This is a genomic window from Klebsiella sp. DY2415 (genome assembly GCF_026314315.1).
Taxonomy (GTDB): Bacteria; Pseudomonadota; Gammaproteobacteria; order Enterobacterales; family Enterobacteriaceae; genus Klebsiella; species Klebsiella ornithinolytica.
Window position 1 is genome coordinate 3364248 of sequence record NZ_CP111115.1, and the last position, 20086, is coordinate 3384333.

The following is a 20086-nucleotide window of genomic DNA, read 5'->3' on the forward strand; positions in this document are numbered from 1 at the left end:
TCAACAAGCTGGCGCAGCAAACACTTCGGCATATGTCGCATCGCCCATCACCGCCCCACAGTCCGGACAACCTCCGCCACCAGAACGACCGCAACCACCACACACACGAAGTACGCCAATCACTTCGCCCGCCATATCGCGGGTTTTGGCGCTAACGGAACGTCGAACGCTGAAGGCGTGGAGATTGAAAGCGGAGTAGATCTCGCGGGTTTCTGGTGTGTCGCTATTTGAGATGACCGAGCGCGTGCCATGCCGGCGATTAACGTCCAGTACCGTCGAGACCAAAGCGCGATGGTCGTCCAGGGTAAATGGCTTGCCGTAAGCGGTGAAATTGGCTGTTTTGCTAGTCGGGATGTACGGCGGATCGCAGTAAATCACGGAGTCGAGGCGGTTCTTCGCAACATACGGAATGGAAGAGCGAAAATCATGACAAAGAAAAAGCGCGTGAGTATCCCTAGCCTTTTCGGAAAACAGGCGCATTTCGGCTTCTGGAAAATAAGGTGCCTTATAGCTCCCAAAGGGGACATTGAAACCGCCATCCCTGTTGGTGCGATAAAGCCCGTTAAAGCAGTGGCGGTTCAGGTATAAAAATGATGCAGCCCACCGTACAACGTAATCATCTGCACACTCGTCATCCCACGACAGGTGGTTGAACAACTTGCGCTCTTCGTAATAGCTATCTTCGTTATTGCCATTTCTGAATATGTTCCTGGCGACCAGTATCAATCTTTCTGGGGTTTCCCTGAGCGCGCGGAAGAAATTAATCAGTGCGCGATTGCTGTCACAAAGCACATAACGGCGGTACTCCGTATTCATAAATACAGTACCGCTGCCAACAAATGGCTCAATCAGGCAATCAGCTTTCGGCAGGTACTTCAGCAGCTGCGGCATAACGCGGGTTTTGCCGCCCGCCCATTTCAAAGGTGACTTAATCATTTGCGACACTCCTGGTTGTAGGTTTCATGGGTCATCAGCCGCCACTGCTTACCGCCGTTTTTACTGAGCAAACGCCAACGGAGGCCAATACGGATCACGAGATAGGCGTGTGGCTTGACGCGAGAGTAATTACGCTGGCCGCGAGAAAAGGATTTCAGGGCGGCAAGCGCCCTGTTACAAACCGGCAGCGGCGCGTTGCAAACAACTGACAGATGCGAATGCATAGCAGCCCTCAGAGTGATTCAATGTGTGGTGAGGTCAGGCGCTGCCAGATTTCGCAGACTTGCTCCGCTTGATAGAGCGCGTCAGTGAGCGTGTAACGTGCAAGTGCACTCCTCGCGTGAGGTGCATAATCTGTGGCAGCGGCAAGGTCGAGAAGTGAACGAATGCAGCGGAATTTTGTACCTTCAGGAAAGATGCCAGACACCTCTGAGCGATCCACGGCATACCGAAGCGAAACCAGTTTTTCCTGGGTATCTTTGAACCATACAAACAACGCAGTGTTCTGAGGGCGGGTGTTATCAGCAATGAAACCAGCAAGCTCGCAAAGGACATCCTCTTCAGTTGCAGTTGCACTCATCACTTCTGCACGCCAGTGAGAGTCTTTTTTCATCCAGTCAAATGCGGTCTGGATACTGAGGCGCCCCTTCAGGCTTTGCGCTTTACGGATGTCGATAGAGGAGTAAAACGTCTTCCCAATCTGACCAGTTGACGGCTCAAAAAAAACAGCCTCAATGGCACACAAAGGAGAAGACTGTTTTTCGCTGGTATTAATCAAATCAATCATTAAATGGTTCATTGCTCTTAGTCCTCGCTGATTGGTAGTTCGCGGTGACTGATCCACCGCTCGACTGATGAATAGATCTCTTCCGGGGTGAGGCTTTCCTTTTTCAACTGGCCAACGAAAATGCGCAGCAGACCCAGAAGATGGGCGCGTTCGCGCTTACGTGCGTTGGCGCTTATTTCCACAAACTCTGGATCGCTAATTTTGTTTTCAAGCTTTATCGACGTGACCGACATTCAACCTCCTGAAAAAGGCAAAACGAATCCCCGGCAAAGTGAATGCCGTTATTTTTAAAGCTGGTTAATTATTTGTTGTAGCGTGGTTTTCTTTTAATCTGCTTAAATATCCTTTCATGCCAGTAATACATGAAATCAATAAAGGTCATTCGCGCACGTTCATGATTACCGCGAATTGCCTTTTCTAGCCCAAAAATTATTAAATCTTTAGTCGGGCTTTTTGAAGTAATGGTGATACGAGCACCGTTTTTTAGATGTACAGTGAACCCCTGCTCTGCACTTTCCATCGCCTCTCGGATCAGCATTTCCTGTTCCCAAGATGTTTTTTCTTCGGTGAACATGGCGTACTCCGATGATCAGTTGAGGCGTGGATGTGCAAACTGCCGGGAGGCTGTAACCCCCTGTTTCAGATGTTGCAAGACCTCCGGGGTAACTTCCATCGTTACTGTCAGCGGCTGAACAAACACAATAGCCTTCTTCAGTTGCTCAGCGTCGAGTGATAGCAGGTCGTATGGTTTAGGGATATCGCCATCGGTCACGGCAATAATGATGTTGCGGAGTTCTTCAAGAGTGCATTCATCATTCTCGCCTTGAAGCATCGCGAAATGATAAAGGTGGGATACGCCGTGGCGTAAGAGCTGAAGAGAATAATCATGATTCCATTCCAGAAACTCTTTATTGAAATGGAAGCATTGTAAAAGCGAATTAATTTTATCTGCATATTCGAGTTTCATTTTCGCCCCCAGAGATTAAAAAGCAATGAAGCGCTTTTTACTCATGATTCTGTCAATCGTCCGACATGCTTCTGATAAAGCAAAGTCAATGCCGTAATAAAGGCCTTTGTGCGTAATTTGATAGCGCTGGCGGTTGTACGGTTTTTTGCGTGGGAGTTTCAGAATAGTAAAACCACAGTAGAGGCAGGTTTTGCTATTGAGTTGTGATACCGATCCGCGGCTACCGTTCTTCATGTTTCATCTCCTGAAACCGGCTATCGACCTGGCTCACCGAGACCAAGCCACATCAACCACCCTTCCCTGATCTCCTTCGGACGACTTTCGTAGGCCAGTTTCATGCCGTTGTTCCATGCCGGAAGGTAAACCCAATATTCGCCAGCACGACCAGAAGTTGATTGTGGATCGGTCATCTCGATAACAGGCAGCTTCCCTTTTTCGATCATGCCTCTAACTGCCGCAGGAGTTTTGCCGATGAGTCTGGCGAACTCCTGATAAGGAACCGCATCGGTCGTACTTATGATTTGCTTTACCATTAACATTTCCTCGTTAATCGGTTCATGGATTGCTCTGAATGGCTTATAGTTGGCTATAGTGTTCAATACTAAACACCTAACAGCTTACATCTAAACACCATACTATTGAGATCTAAACACTATGTCAAACGCGTTAAACGAGAAAATCGTCTTAATCAGAAAGTCTGAGTATCTGAGTAGACAGCAACTAGCTGATCTAACAGGCATTCCATATGGGACTTTAAGTTATTACGAAAGTGGGCGTTCAACCCCTCCAACCGACGTAATGATGAAGATTCTGCAAATACCTCAATTCACTAAGTACACACTGTGGTTTATGACCGATCAGGTTTCGCCTGAGGCCGGTCAAATCGCACCGGCCCTCGCACACTTTGGGCAAGACTTAACAACCTCGCAGCACTCAGACCAAAAGACTGGTTAATAATTAACCAGTCTTACATATATTCTAAATGCTTATTATTGGTTGAAAAGTATCCATCACATTATTGCAAAGAGTTAAAAACTAAACGTAAGCACACCCATCGGAGGGATTTCTTATGACAATTAAGAAACTCGATGATGGTCGATATGAAGTGGACATAAGACCTGCAGGGCGCAACGGAAAGCGCATCCGCAGGAGATTTGACAAGAAGAGTGAAGCGGTAGCATTTGAGAAGCACACGCAGTTTAACCACCACACTAAAGAGTGGTTATCAAAACCGACAGATAAGCGGCATCTGTCTGAGTTAATACAGATCTGGTGGAATTTGAAGGGAAAGCACGAGGAACATGGACGGATAAATCGCAACAAGATTGAGACGTTCTGTAGGATGACTAACGATCCTTGTGCATTTCAGATTACGAAAGCACTGATAAGTCAGTACTACTCGGCAAGAAGAAGCCAGGGCATTAAAGCTTCGACCATAAACCGTGACCTCAATAGCACCAGTGGCATGTTCACTGCACTAATTGAGGCTGAATTGTTCTCTGGTGAGCATCCAATTCGGGGCAGGAAAAAGCTGAAGGAAGAAGTACCTGAAACCGGATATCTCACCGAAGGAGAGATAGCTCTTTTGCTCTCAAAGCTCGATGGCGACAACAAGAAGATCGCAATCCTCTGTTTAAGCACCGGTGCTCGTTGGGGTGAAGCGGCACGACTCAAGGCGGAAAACATCATACAGAATCGCGTAACGTTCGTTAAAACCAAGAGCAACAAACTGCGCACTGTTCCGGTATCAGCTGAAGTTGCGAAATTTATAGCCGGTGGTAAGCGAGGTTTGTTGTTTACCAGTGCGTCATATATCGACTTCAGGCAGACACTTCGGGAAGTAAAGCCAGATCTCCCGACTGGTCAGTCTACGCACGCCTTGAGGCACAGTTTCGCGACGCACTTTATGATTAATGGGGGAAGCATCATAACGCTACAAAGGATCCTCGGGCACGCCCGAATTGAGCAAACGATGGCTTATGCTCACTTTGCACCTGAGTACTTACAGGATGCCATTTCTCTTAACCCGTTAAGAGGTGGTATTGATGCGGAAAATGTCCACATTATGTCCACACTTAGGTAGTAAAATATGGCTTTCGACGGTGTTGTGTGCCGCGCAACCCGCATTCCACTGTTGAAAGCCACTACTACCAGGTTTAGGTAATGCACCCGACGGGGCTTTTTTTCCCCGCTGCGATCGCAGGTATTCCCTTCATTAATGTGTTAAATTTGTTGTATCTATGTTTACTCTTCGTTGGTAGCCGTTTTCCAGCATAAATGACTGACGGCCCCACCCGCGATCGGGAGCCGTACATTCATGTCAGATTTTATTCTTGCTCGCGTCTCGCAAACGCTCGCCACTGAACATTCCCTCGAAATGTTAGTCAGGCAGCTGCTTGAGATGCTGGAGCTTGTGACCAGAATGGAGTCAACTTATCTGACTCGTATTGATTTAAAAGCGCAGCGCCAGCTGGTGCTGTACGCGCATAACAGCAGCGAAATGCAGATCCCGGAAGGGTTTTCGGTGCCGTGGAATGAGTCGCTGTGTAAACGTGCAATCGATGATAACTGCCAGTTCAGTAACGATGTCAACACCCGCTGGCCGTCGTGCATCGCCGCTCAGGGGCTGGGGATTATCACCTTCTTCAGCATTCCCGTGCGCCTCGCCGATGGCTCGCTGTACGGCACATTATGTGCAACCAGCCGCAATAAGCAGCCCTATAACCTCGAAGGCGAGCAGGTGATGGCGCTGTTTGCCAACTTAATTTCTCACTATGTTGAGAAAGAGACGCTGGTTGATCAGCTTCGCGCCGCCAACGTCGCGCTGGAAATGCACTCCTATACCGACGAGCTGACCGGTTTAGCCAATCGCCGGGCGCTGTTTAAGCATCTGTCGTCAATGTTTCCCTGCGAGCGCGAGCAGCAGCGCAATCTGCTGATGATCTTTATCGACCTTGACGATTTTAAAGCGATAAACGATCGCTTTGGTCATCAGTGCGGGGACAGCTTTTTGATCCAGATTGGCGAACGGCTGAAGGCGCATATTCGCCAGGGAGACCTGGTGGGACGTCTCGGCGGTGATGAGTTTTTAGTCGTCGGCACCGAACTGGACACGCTGCAGCAACAGTCCTTTGTTGCGACCCTGCGGCAGGCCTTATGTGGGGTTTACTTTCTTGGCGAACACCGAATTAACTATCCTGGCGCCAGTTTTGGTATCACAGAGGTAAATCCCCAGGTTCTGGATGTCGAAAGTGCGCTGCGCGCTGCGGATGACGCTATGTATCAGGATAAAAAGTCCCGGCGGCGGGATTCCTTTCTGAATATTGATTAAAACCTGACGGCGATATCCAGTATGATAGCGAGGTTTTCCGGTAAGCTGTTGCGATGCGGCGGCTTAATGGTTTTGTGGCAGGACAGGTCATATTTTTAGCTTCAGGGGTAACATCATGAGATTGGGTATTCTTTTCCCGGTGGCCATTTTTATCGTCGCCGTTGTTTTTCTCGGTTGGTTTTTTGTCGGCGGCTACGCGGCTCCGGGCGGCGCGTAATGAAAAAAAGCACCATTCTGATGATTATCATCGCGATCGTTGCCCTGGCCGGCGTTCAGTTTGGCTGGTGGTAGCATCGGCGGTCGGGGATCGTTCGTCAGAGCGTTATTGCGGAGTTATCCTATCCACTCAATAAGTTAACGCTATACACTCACTTCATCAGCCGACTCCGCACGCTCTTTGCCCGCGGACGGTGGACAACGGAGAAGTGAGAAATGAAAAAACCGATCGTGTTATCGTTGATTCTTGCGCTATGCACGCTGTTATCGGGATGTATTGTTGACGACGGCTATCACCACAGGCACCACCACCATCATCATTATGACGGCCGCGGCTGGTGACGGAAGGGTTAAGCAGGGCGAACGCGCGTTCGCCCCATAGCCTTAGTCCTGACGGTCAGAACCTAAAAAGAAGAAGCCCAGCGGAATGGAAAACAGCAGCGTGAACACGATGCTGTACACGGTCACCATCGCCCCCTGCAGGAAAAACATCGATGTGCTCCATTCGGAGTACGGCATATTGTATTCGCTAACGACCCCGCCAAACGTTGCGCGGCCCACCACGGTAAGCGCGATGGCAAACACAATCCCTATCGACAAGAAGAATTTCTTGCTGTTTTTGTTGCTGATGAGCTTTTGCAGAATCATCCGGGTTCCCTTTTCTCTGACCAATAATCGGCTGTATATGTAACATCAATGCAATAAAAATTGAAGGGTTTTTGTTACAAGCCAGAGGATAAAGCTATCAGGCCGGAATCACTACCGGCCAGCGGTTTACGATTGCAGGGTTGCCAGGCGCGCAGCAAAGCCGACAAACACCAGACCAATCAGACTGTTGCCGATTTTTGCCAGTTTCTTTCTGGTCTTCACGTAGCGCGTCACGAACGAACCGGACAGGATCAGGAAGCTCATATACATAAAGCTAATCACTTCCAGCGTCAGCGCGAGGATAAAGAACGCCAGTCCGGGTGTTGTCGCGTTAACGTCGATGAACTGCACGAAAAAAGAGACATAGAAAAGAATGGCTTTGGGATTGGTCAGGCTAAGCGTCAGCGAGCGTTTCAGAATCGCGCTTCCCGGTTCAGCCCCGGCGTCCGCGTGCCCTTCCCGCTGAGTCAGAACGGAATAGAGCATCTTGCCACCCAGCCACAGCAGGTAAATCGCGCCCAGATAACGAACGATATTAAACAGCACCGGCGTGGTCTTAATCAGGGTCGCAACGCCGGCAAACGCCAGCAGCATCAGCACCGCGTCGCCGATGAACACGCCAGCCGCCGCCAGATAGCCCTTTTTAACGCCGTGTGCGATACCGGTTTTCAGAACAAAAAAGGTATTAGGGCCGGGCACCAGGATGATAAAAATAGCCCCGACCAGATAGGTCAGATAATTCAACACACCAAACTCAGCGAACACGCTGCACTCCTTCGCTTTCAACAAAAAACATGATCGCGCTCACGTTAACGCAACTGCCGCGATTTTGAAAGCGCTTACGGTGCTTGTTGGCTTAGTAGAGTGAGCCTTCGCCCAGCGGGCGGGTTTTGAAGCGCCGATGTACCCACAGATATTGCTCCGGCGCGCGCAGAATCTCTTTTTCAATCACCCGGTTGATATAGCTGGCCGCATCCTGTTTATCTTCGCCAGGATAGTCATTCAGCACATCGCTGATGTACAGGGTGTAACCTTTACGGTCCATCTTACGCACCATACTGATGCTCAGCATCTTCGCACCGGAGAGACGCGACAGGACGTAGGTGCCGTTTGTCGTCGCCGCCTGAGGGACGGAGAAGAACGGCGCAAACACGCTGCCTTTCGGGCCATAGTCCTGATCCGGGGCGAACCATACCGCCTCGCCGGCTTTCAGCGCGTGCACCAGACCAGATAAATTGCGGCGATCGATCATCGCTTTATTCGAACGCAGGCGTCCGCGGGTTTGCACCCACTCCATCAGCGGGCTGTTGTGCGGGCGATAGGTCGCCATCATCGGCCGACACAGACCCATGGTACGGCCACCGAGCTCCAGCGACATAAAGTGCACGCCAACAACCATAACACCCTGCCCGGCGCTTAACGCTTTGCTCAGATTCTCAAAGCCTTCAACGTCGAACCATTTTTTAACCCGCTCGTCGCTCCAGAACCAGGCCATACCGGTTTCGATAAGTCCCATGCCCAGCGACATAAAATTCTGCTCAATCATCTTTTCCCGCGCTTGCGGTGACATGTCCGGAAAACAGAGTTCAAGATTACGTCGGGCAATATGTTCGCGGCGCTTAAGGAAGCGGCGTGACGCCTTGCCTGCGCTGGTGCCGATGATGTGTAACAGAGGATAAGGCAATTGCACGATTAACCAGAGAATGGCAAGGCCAAACCAGGTCCCCCAGTTGCGAGGGTGCAGAAGACTTTTATTAAAAGCGCAAGGCATGATTTTTCCTGTAAACGTCTATAAATGAGTAGCGCTTAAGGAAAAAACGAAGTCCATTCATCAGTCGTTAGGCGGTACGTATAGCAACTATGACAATAGTAATCCGGCTAAATTCACTCCGGCAAGTAAAAAACACCTCCGCGGTGAAAAAAGCATAATACCCTCATAGTTGTAACAGAATGTAAAATAAAAAAGAAGATCCCATTACAAATATTTACTGTGACAACCCTTTTCTCGCTAATTATTTCGATCCGCTGATTGCACATTATTAAATCAATTTGTACTCTTCAGCGTCATATTGCTTCGCAGCCCCTGCCGTCACTGGCCGGCAACAACTTACCCACCCTGTCATCCTGCCCGAGGCGACGCGGTGGTAAAAAGTATAAACGTTGCTAAAGAATCGCGGTAATCAATATAACGCATCTCCATATATCAGAGTCAGAATCTATAAAACAGTATGCAACATATCTTTTCATTCCTTTTCTATATATCAAATAAGAATCACCTTATTTTATAAATCCGCACAATGTCTGGCGCTTTCGCTAAATAAATCATCCATTATTCGTTTACGACGAACAATTATCCTTTTTTATCCCCGACCTTCAATGATAAGCCGCCCGTAACACGGGCCGGAGACCTGATGCCGTGAAATCAACAACATTTTCTAATCGCAACAGTCACTTATTGAAATTATTGTTCGCACGACCCATTTTTGCGCCGCCTTTTAATTGTAATGATAACCATTCTCATATTAACATGTCGCTATTGATAACCTGTTTTGAACCCGCTTATGTCTCAGCTTTCCGCCGCCACACCGTTCACGCTCGCGTCTCTGTATCAAGCCCATCACGGCTGGCTGACAACCTGGTTAACCGGCAAGCTGCAATCCGCCTTTGACGCCGATGATGTCACTCAGGATACCTTTCTGCGCGTGATGGGCAGCGAATCGCTGACGGCGATCCGCGATCCTAGATCCTTCCTGTGCACCATCGCCAGACGGGTGATGATCGATCTGTTTCGCCGTAATGCGCTGGAACGCGCGTGGCTGGAGATGCTTGCCCAGCTTCCGCAGGCCCTGGTCCCTTCGCCGGAGCGACAGCACATCCAGCTGGAGACGCTGCAGCAGGTCGATGCCATGCTTGATGGCCTGAGCCGGAAAGCCCGCGCGGCCTTTTTGCTTTCGCAGCTGGAGGGGCTGACGTATGCCGAGATTGCCGAACGCCTGATGGTATCGGTCAGCTCAGTAAAAAAATACGTCGCCAGAGCGACTGAGCACTGCCTGCTTTTTCGCCTGGAGAATGGCCTGTGAGTTCCGCATTAACCGAATCCCGTCGTCTGGCTCTGCGTTCCGCATCGCGCTGGTACGCGGTATTAAGCGATAGTCGCGTCAACCCCCGACAGGAGGTCCGCTGGCAACAGTGGTATGAACAAAGCCGCGATCACCAGTGGGCGTGGCAGCAGGTCGAAAACCTGCGCCAGCAGATGGGACAACTTCCCGGTCCCCTTGCCAGCCGGACGCTCAACGACAGTCGCCTGACGCGTCGCCAGGTGCTGAAAGGGCTGATGCTGCTGGTTGCCGCCGGCGGCGGCTGGCAGATGTGGAGCAGCGAACTGGCGGAAGGATTGCGCGCCGATTACCGCACGGCAAAAGGCATGCCCCTGCGGCAAACGCTCAGCGACGGCACTCTGCTGACGCTCAATACCGACAGCGCCGCCGATGTGCGCTTTGATGGCCACCAGCGCCTGATTCGCCTGCGCTACGGCGAAATTGCCATCACCACCGCCTGCGACCGCCGGCAACGACCGTTTCGCGTCCAGACCCGCGACGGTTTACTCACCGCGCTGGGCACCGAATTTACCGTCCGCCAGTTTGCCCGTGACACGCGCCTGACGGTGCAACAGCACGCCGTCGAGGCGCTGCTGCCAGACGGACAGCGCAAGATTGTCCACGCGGGCGAGAGCCTGTGGTTTACCCGCGATGCCTTCATCCGCCTTCAGGCGCTCAACAGCAGCGACGCCAGCTGGACGCAGGGCGTCCTCAGCTTCCGCGATCGTCCGCTGCATGAAGTGCTCGCCACACTCTCCCGCTATCGCCCCGGGATCTTACGCTGCGATCCCGCCGTCGCCGGTTTGCGTCTGAGCGGCACCTTTCCGCTGGGCGACACCGATGCGATTTTGCACATCATCGCGCAGACCCTGCCGGTAAAACTGCAATTTGCCACCCGCTACTGGATCACTGTCATCGCAGCCTGAGAAAAAAAAACAAAAAATTTGCCTTCTCCATTGTCCCTTTTCACCCGCTCGTTCGACTTAACAGGTGATGACAACCAAAAACGATTGTGGAGAACACATGACGCCTTTACGCGTATTACGCAAACCGATGCCTCTGGTGATGGCAATCCGTTTAAGCCTGCTGCCGCTCACGGGGCTGGTCGCTGTCCCCGCATTGGCGGCAACGCAGTTTGATATTGCCGCCGGGGATTTAGACAGCGCACTGAACCAGTACGCCGCCCGCAGCGGCATTACGCTCTCGGCGGATGCTGGCCTGACGCGCGGAAAACACAGCGATGGCCTGCACGGCCGCTATGAGCTGGAAGAGGGTCTGCAAACGCTGCTCAGCGGGAGCGGACTGCAGCTGAAATCTCTGGGTAATCAGGCCTGGACGCTGGAACCGGCGCCGGTTAATACGGAATCCACGCTGACGGTGATCGGCGACTGGCTTGGCGACGCCCGGGAAAACGATGTTTTTGAACACGCCGGCGCCCGCGATGTTATCCGCCGCGACGATTTCGCCAAAACCGGCGCCACCACTATGCGCGAAGTCCTGAATCGCATTCCCGGCGTCAATGCGCCGGAAAATACCGGTACCGGCAGCCACGATCTGGCGATGAACTTTGGCATCCGGGGGCTGAACCCACGCCTCGCCAGCCGTTCTACGGTACTGATGGACGGTATTCCGGTGCCTTTCGCCCCCTACGGTCAACCTCAGCTATCGCTGGCGCCGGTATCGCTGGGCAATATGGATGCGGTGGATGTGGTTCGCGGCGCAGGCGCCGTGCGCTACGGGCCACAAAACGTGGGCGGCGTAGTGAACTTTGTCACCCGGGCCATCCCGCAGGACTTTGCTATCGCGGGCGGCGTAGAAGGCCAGCTCAGCCCGACCTCTTCGCAGAACAATCCCAAAGAGACGCATAACCTGATGCTGGGAGGGACCGCCGATAACGGACTGGGGGCTGCCCTGCTCTATTCAGGTACCCGCGGCAGCGACTGGCGTGAACATAGCGCCACGCGCATCGATGACGTGATGCTGAAAGGCAAATATGCGCCAAACGCGGTGCACACGTTCAACAGCTTGCTGCAGTACTACGATGGTGAAGCCGATATGCCCGGCGGCCTGTCCCGCGCCGATTATGCTGCCGATCGCTGGCAGTCCACCCGCTTAAAAGATCGCTTCTGGGGACGACGTCAGCTGGCCAGCCTCGGCTATCAGTTCCAGCCCGATGACCGGCACAAGTTCAACATTCAGGGCTTCTATACCCATACGCTGCGCAGCGGTTATCTGGAGCAAGGGAAACGCACCACGCTTTCCCCGCGTGAATACTGGGTGCGCGGTATCGAGCCGCGCTACAGCCAAAGCTTTATGCTTGGCACTTCCGCGCATGAAGTCGGCGTCGGCTATCGCTACGTGAATGAATCCACGCACGAGATGCGCTATTACACCCCCACCGTCAGCGGCAAGTTGCCTGACACCGCCAGTCCGTACGACCGCGATACCCGCTCTGGCACCGAGGCTCACGCCTGGTATATCGACGATCGCATCGATATCGGCAACTGGACGGTCACGCCGGGGATGCGTTTCGAACATATTGAGTCTTACCAGGACGACAGCCTGAAAGGCACCCGTCAGCAGGTCAGCTATAACGCCCCGCTGCCGGCGCTTAACGTACTTTATCACCTCACCGACAGCTGGAATCTTTATGCCAATACAGAAGGATCGTTCGGTACCGTACAGTACAGCCAAATTGGCAAGGCTGTGCAAAGCGGCAATGTGGAACCGGAAAAGGCCCGCACCTGGGAAGTCGGTACCCGCTACGACAACGGCGCGCTGAGCGCGGAAATGGGACTCTTCCTGATTAACTTCAACAATCAGTACGACTCCAACCAGACCAATGATACCGTCACCGCTCGCGGTAAAACTCGCCACAGCGGACTGGAGACGCAGACGCGTTACGATCTCGGCGATCTCAATCCGCAGCTGGAAAATCTGTCGGTCTATGCCAGCTATGCCTATGTCAACGCCGTCATTCGTGAGAAAGGCGATACCTACGGCAACCAGGTGCCTTTCTCACCCAGACATAAAGGTACGCTCGGGGTAGATTACAAACCGGGTAACTGGACGTTCAACCTCAATAGCGATTTCCAGTCCAGTCAGTTTGCTGACAACGCCAACACCGTGGAAGAGAGCGCTGACGGCAGCAACGGCCGCATTCCGGGCTATATGCTGTGGGGCGCCCGCGTCGCCTACGATTTTGGCCCGCAAATGGCCAATCTCAATCTGGCGTTTGGCGTAAAAAATATTTTCGACCATGAGTACTACACCCGCTCATATGACGATAACAACAAAGGCATCTATGTCGGCCAGCCGCGTACCTTGTATCTGCAAGGCGCCATGACATTCTGATGATGACGTGGTGGTAATCAAAACGTTCGTCACCGTCCCGCCCAGGGGCGGTGACGGTGTTGTTTTACCGTGGGGCCGACGTTCGGCCCTGTACTGGCTTCACGCCGCCAACAACTCGCGAGGCAACAGCGTCTCCGTCAGCGGCGACCGGCAAGCGTTCATCACACCATCACGCAGCCTGTTCTAAAATTCGTTTTGCCGACGATCGAATCAGATAAGCCTCATCCCGGCGGCGAGGTAACGCAAGCTACTCACGACAATGTATTTTCTTTTTATGAGCAAAATGATTAACTGACGCCTGTTAAAGACTTTTTTCACGCTTTTATGCGTCTTTGTCGCCACGCATTTCGGGCTTGAGTATGGCTATAAATGAAATTATTTCGGGATTTGCTCACCGATTATTTCGCCGCGAACTGGCGTCTCTACCCCCTGCTGGCGTTATCTGGATACAGGCCACCAGAATGAGCCGATATTATCCCAATCACGCGGATGGAGAAAAACGATGCGTCTCGCCTTAAAATCAGCATTGATGCTAACCACGCGCGTTATACAGATAATCAACCCGGAACTTCAGTTGCATATGCAACGCACGGCGCTAATTGCTCTCGAACTTTCGTTAGCTCTGGAACTGCCGCGGTCGCAGCAGCAGACCATATTTTGCGCCGCACTGCTTCACGATATTGGCGTGCTCGGCGATAAGCGAATCGTCACTTCGCTGAATGACATTGATAATATCGAAGACCCTCACCAGTATCGGGGGGCCGAGATGCTCAGCGGCTTACCCACCTTCGCGCCTGTTTTGCCTGTTATCCGCCATCACCACTTTAACCCGGCGCATAAAGGTAACCTCGAAGAGCATATCGTTTTTTTTGCCGATGCTTTTGAACGTCTGCTCTCCACCGGAAATATCACCACGGATCACCACCCCGACATTATCATCGACACCTTCCGCACCTTGCATCATGAGATTGATCCGATGCTCTGTGACACCGTCTGCCAGCTCGCGCAAAAAGAGCATTTCTGGCTGCATCTTCATCCCGGACATATCCAAAGGATGCTGGAGATCATCGGCCCGATTAACGAGCTGTACATCGATATCGACGGGCTGAAAGATATTTGTTTGTTAATCGCCAAAATTGTCGATACCTACAGCAGTTTCACCGCCAGCCACAGTATTATGGTCGGTGAAATATCCTGCCTGCTGGCAACCTATATGCATCTGCCGGAACAGGAGTGCAAAAAAATCGAAATTGCCGGCTATTTGCACGATATTGGTAAAATTAATATCCCGCTGGATATCCTGGAAAAGCAAAGCGAACTCACGCCTGATGAACTCCGTCAGGTGCGAGAACATAGCTATATGACCGGTGAAATTCTCAGCGCCTTTAGCGAACTGGGTGAAATCATTAACTGGGCGGCAAACCACCATGAAAAACTCGATGGCAGCGGCTATCCGCTGCATCTGAATCAGGATTATCTGCAACTCCCTGACCGGATCATCGCCATTGCCGATATTTTTACCGCTCTGACCGAAGATCGCCCCTATCGCGTCGCCATGCGTTATCAGGATGCATTACAGCTGATAGAGAACGATGTTATAAATGGCGCCCTGGATAAAGATGTTTTTTGTACCTTATGCCAGCATGCCGGCACGCTACATAGCACGATTATTCGCAAAAAACGCAGCTAACCCTCTGCCCGCAAGTGGGCAAAAGCGGGTTCTATAATTAGACGTAACGTCATTTGTTCATCTGCACGCAAGGAAAATTCGGGTGAGAATCGCCACCATGACCAACTGGGCCTACGGGATCACCGTTTGCCTGACCATCACTTCCGGTATTGCCATGCTGATGGCGTCCAACGCGGAGACGGCCGAACGCCAGGCCGTACAACAGCGGCAGATCTTCGACCAGTTAACCGAAACGGTTGAAACCGAGAGCTGGGAATTATCCGACCTCGCTCGCGCTTACGTCATTAACAAAAATCCGGATGTGTTGCAGGAGTACCGCCAGCAGGCCCGTTCGCTGACGACCATAGAGCACCGGCTGGAAAAGCTGAAAGATCGGGGAGCGACGCCGCAGGAGCTGATGTTGCTGCGCGAGGGGCTGCAGATCGCGGATGAGCTGCAGGATGAACAGCAGGCCGCGCTCGCCAGTATTGAACGCGGCGCAGACAGCGAGGCGCTCTCCCTGCTCTACGGCAAGCATTATGAACAGGAGCTGGACCGGGTACAGACACAGATCGATCACTTCCGCCTTATGCTGGAAGGTCGGGCCGCCAGCGCCATTACGCAAGCCACGGAAAAATCGCACACCTGGCGTACGTTATCAGAAATAATGGTCGCGCTGACGGCGCTGATGTTCCTGTTTGTCCTCGGGTTTATCCTTCAACGGCGGGTATTGTACCCGGTTGTTCGTTTAAGCGATGTGGTACAGCGTCTCGCCTCACAGGATTATGCCGTCGAAGCTCCCCAGTTCACGCAGATCGATGAGATTGGCGATATGGCGCAGGCGATCCGTATTTTCCGCGAAAATGGCCTGGCGCGTCAGCGTCTTGAACAAGAGCGCGATGCCGACTGGGCGATTCGGGAACTGCTGGCGCGCATGACGCAGCGTCTGCAAGGCTGCGAATCTTTTGACGATGTTATCAAGGTCGCCGAGCTCTTCGCGCCGAATATCGCCCCCGCAATTCCCGGGCGCCTGTATGTTCTCGAAACCAACCCCTGGCAGTTGCGCTGTGTGGCCCAATGGCTCTCGCCGCCGGATGAACCCGAGGTCTTTTATCCTGACAACTGCTGGGCCGTCCGCCGTGGATTAAGCCATCCACCGGTCAATGGTGAGCCTGACATCGCCTGTTCACACCTGCCGGACGCCTGCATTCATCAATCGCTTTGCGTGCCGCTGGTTGCGCAAGGAGAAGCCATCGGCCTGCTCTCCTTCAGGAATGTCACCTCTGCTACCGCCCCTTCGCGTGCCTATCTGGAGCTGATGGCCGAAGCGCTGGGTCTGGCGCTGGCAAACCAGCGTCTGCGCAGCGCGCTGCTGGAGAAAGCGCTGTTTGATTCGCTGACCGGGCTGCGTAACCGTCATCATCTGGATGATGCCTTGCATACGCAAATCAATCTCGCGGTGCAAAACCATGCTCCGCTGAGCTGCCTGATGATCGATATCGATCACTTCAAGACGATTAACGATCGGTATGGTCACGAAGCCGGCGATCTGGTGATCAAGAGCGTGGCGGTCATTGTCCAACGCGCGGTACGCGACAAAGGCATGGCTTTTCGCTACGGCGGCGAGGAGTTTCTGGTGCTGCTGGCCGGCGCCAGTGAAGAGGCGGCCCGGGCCTGCGCAGAGGAGATTTACGACAGTGTCCGCAGCCTGACCCTGCGCGATGGCCTCACCGAGATTGGCCAGGTGGATGTCTCCATCGGCATTGCCAGCTTCCCGCAGCATACCCAGAGCGACAGCCTGCTGCGTGCCGCGGATGCCGCACTTTACCGGGCCAAAGAGCAGGGCCGCTCCAGAATAGTCAGTTTCGGCATGCTGAAATCCGACTAAACGCCATAAGGGGATAAGCTGTCTGCTTATCCCCGCAGCAGCAAATGGGTGGCTATCCCCCATTTCACCAGCGATAACCGACCTGCCGCATACTCCAGAACCGAGTAGCTGCCATTCTGATGCGTATAGCGGGGGAAGTGCTCCGCGCCATGGCCGTCAAGAATGGAGATAACCGCCTGTATGACCTGGCCATGAGAAACCACGCACACGCAGCGATCCCCCGCCTCACCGGCTGCAAGCAGCGCCGCGGTTGTTCTGGCGGCGGCAGCGGTCAGCGACTCGCCGTTCGGCGGCGTCACGTGCGGATCGCCGGAGTAGATCGTATCGAACAGCCTTCGCTGCGCATCGTTGAGCTGCGGATAGACCGTGCCCTCTAATGGCCCGAAACCCCGTTCAATGAGCCGCGCATCAAAGCGGATTGGACAGGCAAAATAGGCCGCGATCGGCATAGCCGCCGCGACGGCGCGACCTGCAGGAGAAGAGACCACCCGATCTATCTCCTCACCGTCAAGCGCGCGAATCAATGCCGCGATTTGTCGATGCCCACGCGCGGTTACCGGGCTATCAAGCTGCCCCTGCAGGCGGTTAACGCTATTCCATTCGGTTTCACCATGTCTGACGAGCAATATCTTCATTGACAGCATCGGGTTACGAGTTAGCGGGCAACATTACCCTCTGCAGAGAATAAAAAGAAAGTGATGCCCGGTCCAGCGTTCCCCTGACGCGCATCCTGTTGGCCGCGCGGTGGAACAGAAAATCAGACCGCCATACTCTCAGGCGTTTTTCACCTTCGGATCTCCGCAATGCGGATGGCAGAAAAAATGAAATAAGGATGATATGATCTCTGGAAAATGATGCCGGCATTAACCTAAGGGCCTACTGAATGAATAATGAAATACCGTTAAAGTATTATGACATCGCCGACGAGTACGCGACAGAATGCGCAAAGCCGGTCAGTGAAGCGGAACGCGAACCTCTGGCGCACTATTTTCAGCTGCTGCTCAGCCGTCTGATGAACAACGAGGAGATCAGCGAAGAGGCCCAGGCAGAAATGGCGCACGAAGCCGGTCTCCACCCGGATCGTATCGATGAGATCGCGACGTTCCTTAATCAGTGGGGCAATGAGTAGCCTGCCACCGGCTCTCTGGCCAGGATAAACAGGCGTGTTGTTATTCTGACGCACGCTATTTCCCCTCGCATAGCCAAAATTTATCGTCCAGACTGAAACCAAAGACGTGGTCTGCGCAGCCATTGTGCATTACACTGCGCGCTGCAAAAATTGAGTTAATACACGATTAAGTAGGTGGTAACGGCGATGAACGGAACAATCACAACCTGGTTTAAAGATAAAGGTTTTGGATTTATCAAAGATGAAAACGGCGATAACCGCTATTTTCATGTGATTAAGGTCGCCAATCCTGAGCTGATTAAGAAAGATGCGGCGGTGACCTTCGAACCCACCACCAATAACAAGGGTTTGTCAGCGTACGCGGTGAAAGTGGTACCAGAAAGCAAATATATCTATATCGCCGGCGAGCGCCTGAAGCTCACGTCGATCAAATCCTACCTGGTCTACAGCGAAGAGGTACCTGCCGATACCCGCATTGATAAAGAAAATGCGGTGCTGTCCGTGGGGATCCTGATGAGCAGCATCAAGCCGAAATCCGACGTTAAGCCCGGTGACATGCGCTCGCTGAAAAAACTGGCGATCACCACTTTTCAGGGCACGACATTGATCTTCTCAGAAGATGAAATTGACATCGATGCCACGGTGAAACTGCTTAAAGTCTGATCGTACTCTGATCCAGGCCGGCAGGCTGCACCCTTCTGATGCAGCCTGCCGGCCCCTCAAACCGCTCTCCATACGCCCTCTCTTGCCCCGGTTCTGCAACTGGATTCCGATATTGCGACCATAATGCGTGGGCTGCCGCCGGCTATCCGCAGTGATGCTCCGGCACTTCGTCAGCCTTGCTACCATGGGTTTGCTCTTCGACCATGAAGATGACTCATGTTGTAATGAAATTATGTCGCTTTCACTCCTCCAGGGACTCTGGCATAAAATATGCTCTATTAATCAGAGACAATATGATGATCGCTGAATGAAATAACCAGATAAAAAGAAAGGATATGCTGGGATTCAGGGAATAACTTCAGTTTTCATATCAGAACTTAGGGTGCACCATCGCGATGAATAAAGATTTTGCTTTTACTATTAAACGTAGTCGTTTTGACGCGCATTATAACCCCGCTGAAAATACGCGAATTACAACCAACTTCGCGAATCTGGCCAGAGGGGAAAATCGCGAGGAGAACTTGCGTAACACGCTGACGATGATTGACAATCGTTTTAATGCGCTGGCGTACTGGGATAACCCGAAAAGCGATCGTTATTCTGTTGAGCTTGAAATTATTTCAGTTGAAATGACACTCACTGACCAGCACCGCAGCGGCAGCTTTCCGGTCATTGAGATATTAAAAACGAACATTCTCGATAAAAAAACGCACGAACGTATTGACGGTCTCGCCGGGAATAATTTCTCCTCTTACGTACGCGATTATGATTTTAGCGTGCGACTGTTAGAGCATAACCAACAGCAATCCGCCTTTAGCATCCCGGATGGTTTTGGTGAATTACATGGAAATATCTTTAAACACTTCGTTAATTCAACGGTATACCAGCAGAACTTTAACAAACCGCCGGTAATCTGCCTTAGCGTATCGAGCAAAGACACCTATCAGCGCACGGGAAATCAGCATCCGGTACTGGGTATCGAATACCAGCAAAATGGCTCGTCGTTGACTGAACAATATTTTTCCAGAATGGGATTAAAGGTTCGCTATTTTATGCCGCAGAATAGCGTTGCGCCGTTAGCATTTTATTTTTCTGGTGACTTGCTTAGTGATTACACTAATCTTGAGCTTATCAGTACCATCAGTACAATGGAGACGTTCCAGAAGATTTATCGGCCTGAAATTTATAATGCCAACGCCGCCGCAGGGCAATATTATCAACCGAACCTGAATCACCAGGATCATTCATTAACTAAAATTGTTTATGATCGGGAAGAACGCAGCCAACTGGCGATTGAACAGGGAAAATTTACTGAAGAGCATTTTATCAAGCCTTACCAGAATATTCTTGAGAAATGGTCTGCTGGCTACGCGCTTTAATTTACCGAACATACAAGGTTT

At 52.1% G+C, this 20086-nt stretch carries 25 protein-coding genes; 13 read left to right on the top strand and 12 right to left on the bottom strand.

All coding sequences use genetic code 11. From position 1 onward, the window contains the following. The 8 genes from OQV00_RS15985 to OQV00_RS16020 form a co-directional block, all read right to left on the bottom strand. Positions 1 to 936, bottom strand: a complete 936-nt coding sequence (locus OQV00_RS15985) for a DNA adenine methylase (protein ID WP_048024522.1) — start codon at positions 934 to 936, stop codon at positions 1 to 3. Beyond that, complete coding sequence (locus OQV00_RS15990) at positions 933 to 1160, bottom strand: ParE family toxin-like protein (RefSeq protein WP_032688277.1); 228 nt, start codon at positions 1158 to 1160, stop codon at positions 933 to 935. Before OQV00_RS15990 ends, OQV00_RS15985 begins: the two co-directional genes overlap by 4 nt. 8 nt (positions 1161 to 1168) lie before the next feature. Then, positions 1169 to 1735 carry a 3'-5' exonuclease gene (locus OQV00_RS15995; RefSeq protein ID WP_142631773.1) on the bottom strand — a complete coding sequence of 189 codons (567 nt, stop codon included), beginning with the start codon at positions 1733 to 1735 and terminating at the stop codon, positions 1169 to 1171. A gap of 5 nt (positions 1736 to 1740) precedes the next feature. Beyond that, entirely contained in the window at positions 1741 to 1956 is a 216-nt protein-coding gene (locus tag OQV00_RS16000) for a hypothetical protein (RefSeq protein ID WP_032688279.1), read from the bottom strand. A 68-nt stretch (positions 1957 to 2024) separates the two neighbouring features. Then, positions 2025 to 2297, bottom strand: a complete 273-nt coding sequence (locus OQV00_RS16005; RefSeq protein ID WP_032688280.1) for a hypothetical protein — start codon at positions 2295 to 2297, stop codon at positions 2025 to 2027. Between the two features lie 15 nt (positions 2298 to 2312). Further along, entirely contained in the window at positions 2313 to 2690 is a 378-nt protein-coding gene (locus OQV00_RS16010; protein WP_152305835.1) for a vWA domain-containing protein, read from the bottom strand. 15 nt (positions 2691 to 2705) lie between these two features. Continuing rightward, positions 2706 to 2924, bottom strand: a complete 219-nt coding sequence (locus OQV00_RS16015; RefSeq protein ID WP_118860578.1) for a DUF4761 domain-containing protein — start codon at positions 2922 to 2924, stop codon at positions 2706 to 2708. A 20-nt stretch (positions 2925 to 2944) separates the two neighbouring features. Then, complete coding sequence (locus OQV00_RS16020; protein ID WP_048024530.1) at positions 2945 to 3223, bottom strand: regulatory phage cox family protein; 279 nt, start codon at positions 3221 to 3223, stop codon at positions 2945 to 2947. 121 nt (positions 3224 to 3344) lie between these two features. Here OQV00_RS16020 and OQV00_RS16025 point away from each other — a divergent pair, with 121 nt between their 5' ends. From OQV00_RS16025 to OQV00_RS16045, 5 genes are all read left to right on the top strand, one after another. Next, the gene (locus tag OQV00_RS16025) at positions 3345 to 3644 is read left to right on the top strand and encodes a helix-turn-helix domain-containing protein (RefSeq protein WP_048024533.1); all 300 of its coding nucleotides are present in this window, start codon (positions 3345 to 3347) and stop codon (positions 3642 to 3644) included. A gap of 115 nt (positions 3645 to 3759) precedes the next feature. Beyond that, the gene (locus OQV00_RS16030; RefSeq protein ID WP_048024535.1) at positions 3760 to 4773 is read left to right on the top strand and encodes a phage integrase; all 1014 of its coding nucleotides are present in this window, start codon (positions 3760 to 3762) and stop codon (positions 4771 to 4773) included. 234 nt (positions 4774 to 5007) lie between these two features. Then, positions 5008 to 6021, top strand: coding sequence for a sensor domain-containing diguanylate cyclase (locus tag OQV00_RS16035; RefSeq protein WP_266279003.1), 1014 nt, complete (start codon positions 5008 to 5010; stop codon positions 6019 to 6021). Positions 6022 to 6136: 115 nt separating this feature from the next. Then, entirely contained in the window at positions 6137 to 6238 is a 102-nt protein-coding gene (locus OQV00_RS16040) for a YoaK family small membrane protein (RefSeq protein WP_004101234.1), read from the top strand. A 215-nt stretch (positions 6239 to 6453) separates the two neighbouring features. Then, positions 6454 to 6579 carry a hypothetical protein gene (locus OQV00_RS16045; protein ID WP_088911622.1) on the top strand — a complete coding sequence of 42 codons (126 nt, stop codon included), beginning with the start codon at positions 6454 to 6456 and terminating at the stop codon, positions 6577 to 6579. A gap of 42 nt (positions 6580 to 6621) precedes the next feature. On the opposite strand, the gene OQV00_RS16050 is transcribed toward OQV00_RS16045, so the two are convergent. From OQV00_RS16050 to lpxP, 3 genes are all read right to left on the bottom strand, one after another. Beyond that, positions 6622 to 6885, bottom strand: a complete 264-nt coding sequence (locus OQV00_RS16050; protein WP_004860746.1) for a DUF2534 family protein — start codon at positions 6883 to 6885, stop codon at positions 6622 to 6624. 126 nt (positions 6886 to 7011) lie between these two features. Further along, the gene (gene leuE / locus OQV00_RS16055; RefSeq protein WP_015584612.1) at positions 7012 to 7650 is read right to left on the bottom strand and encodes a leucine efflux protein LeuE; all 639 of its coding nucleotides are present in this window, start codon (positions 7648 to 7650) and stop codon (positions 7012 to 7014) included. 91 nt (positions 7651 to 7741) lie between these two features. Further along, positions 7742 to 8656 (bottom strand): kdo(2)-lipid IV(A) palmitoleoyltransferase, encoded by a 915-nt coding sequence (gene lpxP / locus OQV00_RS16060; protein WP_004860740.1) that lies wholly within the window; start codon positions 8654 to 8656, stop codon positions 7742 to 7744. A 790-nt stretch (positions 8657 to 9446) separates the two neighbouring features. On the opposite strand from lpxP, the gene fecI reads away from it, so the two are divergent. The 5 genes from fecI to OQV00_RS16085 all read left to right on the top strand — a co-directional run bounded on the left by fecI (position 9447) and on the right by OQV00_RS16085 (position 16894). After that, complete coding sequence (fecI, locus tag OQV00_RS16065; RefSeq protein WP_032717240.1) at positions 9447 to 9965, top strand: ferric citrate uptake sigma factor FecI; 519 nt, start codon at positions 9447 to 9449, stop codon at positions 9963 to 9965. Continuing rightward, the gene (fecR, locus tag OQV00_RS16070) at positions 9962 to 10909 is read left to right on the top strand and encodes a ferric citrate uptake sigma factor regulator FecR (RefSeq protein WP_266279006.1); all 948 of its coding nucleotides are present in this window, start codon (positions 9962 to 9964) and stop codon (positions 10907 to 10909) included. The genes fecI and fecR overlap by 4 nt, the downstream gene beginning before the upstream one ends. 97 nt (positions 10910 to 11006) lie before the next feature. Further along, positions 11007 to 13337: a TonB-dependent Fe(3+) dicitrate receptor FecA gene (gene fecA, locus OQV00_RS16075; protein ID WP_266279008.1), complete on the top strand. Its 2331-nt coding sequence runs from the start codon at positions 11007 to 11009 to the stop codon at positions 13335 to 13337. Positions 13338 to 13839: 502 nt separating this feature from the next. Beyond that, positions 13840 to 15027, top strand: coding sequence for an HD-GYP domain-containing protein (locus OQV00_RS16080; protein ID WP_104896265.1), 1188 nt, complete (start codon positions 13840 to 13842; stop codon positions 15025 to 15027). 82 nt (positions 15028 to 15109) lie between these two features. Then, complete coding sequence (locus tag OQV00_RS16085) at positions 15110 to 16894, top strand: diguanylate cyclase (RefSeq protein WP_075808700.1); 1785 nt, start codon at positions 15110 to 15112, stop codon at positions 16892 to 16894. A 26-nt stretch (positions 16895 to 16920) separates the two neighbouring features. On the opposite strand, the gene OQV00_RS16090 is transcribed toward OQV00_RS16085, so the two are convergent. Further along, on the bottom strand, positions 16921 to 17529 hold the full coding sequence (locus tag OQV00_RS16090) for a histidine phosphatase family protein (RefSeq protein WP_266279011.1): 609 nt from the start codon (positions 17527 to 17529) through the stop codon (positions 16921 to 16923). Between the two features lie 248 nt (positions 17530 to 17777). Here OQV00_RS16090 and OQV00_RS16095 point away from each other — a divergent pair, with 248 nt between their 5' ends. The 3 genes from OQV00_RS16095 to OQV00_RS16105 all read left to right on the top strand — a co-directional run bounded on the left by OQV00_RS16095 (position 17778) and on the right by OQV00_RS16105 (position 20065). Next, positions 17778 to 18023 (top strand): YmjA family protein, encoded by a 246-nt coding sequence (locus OQV00_RS16095; RefSeq protein ID WP_004860717.1) that lies wholly within the window; start codon positions 17778 to 17780, stop codon positions 18021 to 18023. Between the two features lie 186 nt (positions 18024 to 18209). Continuing rightward, positions 18210 to 18686 (top strand): cold-shock protein, encoded by a 477-nt coding sequence (locus OQV00_RS16100; protein WP_032717235.1) that lies wholly within the window; start codon positions 18210 to 18212, stop codon positions 18684 to 18686. Between the two features lie 395 nt (positions 18687 to 19081). Continuing rightward, positions 19082 to 20065, top strand: a complete 984-nt coding sequence (locus tag OQV00_RS16105; protein WP_004860711.1) for a DUF1852 domain-containing protein — start codon at positions 19082 to 19084, stop codon at positions 20063 to 20065. Positions 20066 to 20086 lie beyond the last annotated feature (21 nt).

Coding starts and splice junctions, on each gene's coding strand:
- OQV00_RS15990 (WP_032688277.1), bottom strand. CDS start 1,160: ATGCATTCGCATCTGTCAGTTGTTTGCAACGCGCCGCTGCCGGTTTGT.
- OQV00_RS15985 (WP_048024522.1), bottom strand. CDS start 936: ATGATTAAGTCACCTTTGAAATGGGCGGGCGGCAAAACCCGCGTTATG.
- OQV00_RS16045 (WP_088911622.1), top strand. CDS start 6,454: ATGAAAAAACCGATCGTGTTATCGTTGATTCTTGCGCTATGCACGCTG.
- OQV00_RS16040 (WP_004101234.1), top strand. CDS start 6,137: ATGAGATTGGGTATTCTTTTCCCGGTGGCCATTTTTATCGTCGCCGTT.
- OQV00_RS16000 (WP_032688279.1), bottom strand. CDS start 1,956: ATGTCGGTCACGTCGATAAAGCTTGAAAACAAAATTAGCGATCCAGAG.
- lpxP (WP_004860740.1), bottom strand. CDS start 8,656: ATGCCTTGCGCTTTTAATAAAAGTCTTCTGCACCCTCGCAACTGGGGG.
- fecA (WP_266279008.1), top strand. CDS start 11,007: ATGACGCCTTTACGCGTATTACGCAAACCGATGCCTCTGGTGATGGCA.
- OQV00_RS16090 (WP_266279011.1), bottom strand. CDS start 17,529: ATGAAGATATTGCTCGTCAGACATGGTGAAACCGAATGGAATAGCGTT.
- OQV00_RS16005 (WP_032688280.1), bottom strand. CDS start 2,297: ATGTTCACCGAAGAAAAAACATCTTGGGAACAGGAAATGCTGATCCGA.
- OQV00_RS16035 (WP_266279003.1), top strand. CDS start 5,008: ATGTCAGATTTTATTCTTGCTCGCGTCTCGCAAACGCTCGCCACTGAA.
- OQV00_RS16105 (WP_004860711.1), top strand. CDS start 19,082: ATGAATAAAGATTTTGCTTTTACTATTAAACGTAGTCGTTTTGACGCG.
- OQV00_RS16080 (WP_104896265.1), top strand. CDS start 13,840: ATGCGTCTCGCCTTAAAATCAGCATTGATGCTAACCACGCGCGTTATA.
- OQV00_RS16050 (WP_004860746.1), bottom strand. CDS start 6,885: ATGATTCTGCAAAAGCTCATCAGCAACAAAAACAGCAAGAAATTCTTC.
- OQV00_RS16015 (WP_118860578.1), bottom strand. CDS start 2,924: ATGAAGAACGGTAGCCGCGGATCGGTATCACAACTCAATAGCAAAACC.
- fecI (WP_032717240.1), top strand. CDS start 9,447: ATGTCTCAGCTTTCCGCCGCCACACCGTTCACGCTCGCGTCTCTGTAT.
- OQV00_RS16095 (WP_004860717.1), top strand. CDS start 17,778: ATGAATAATGAAATACCGTTAAAGTATTATGACATCGCCGACGAGTAC.
- OQV00_RS16020 (WP_048024530.1), bottom strand. CDS start 3,223: ATGGTAAAGCAAATCATAAGTACGACCGATGCGGTTCCTTATCAGGAG.
- OQV00_RS15995 (WP_142631773.1), bottom strand. CDS start 1,735: ATGAACCATTTAATGATTGATTTGATTAATACCAGCGAAAAACAGTCT.
- OQV00_RS16025 (WP_048024533.1), top strand. CDS start 3,345: ATGTCAAACGCGTTAAACGAGAAAATCGTCTTAATCAGAAAGTCTGAG.
- OQV00_RS16010 (WP_152305835.1), bottom strand. CDS start 2,690: ATGAAACTCGAATATGCAGATAAAATTAATTCGCTTTTACAATGCTTC.
- OQV00_RS16100 (WP_032717235.1), top strand. CDS start 18,210: ATGAACGGAACAATCACAACCTGGTTTAAAGATAAAGGTTTTGGATTT.
- OQV00_RS16030 (WP_048024535.1), top strand. CDS start 3,760: ATGACAATTAAGAAACTCGATGATGGTCGATATGAAGTGGACATAAGA.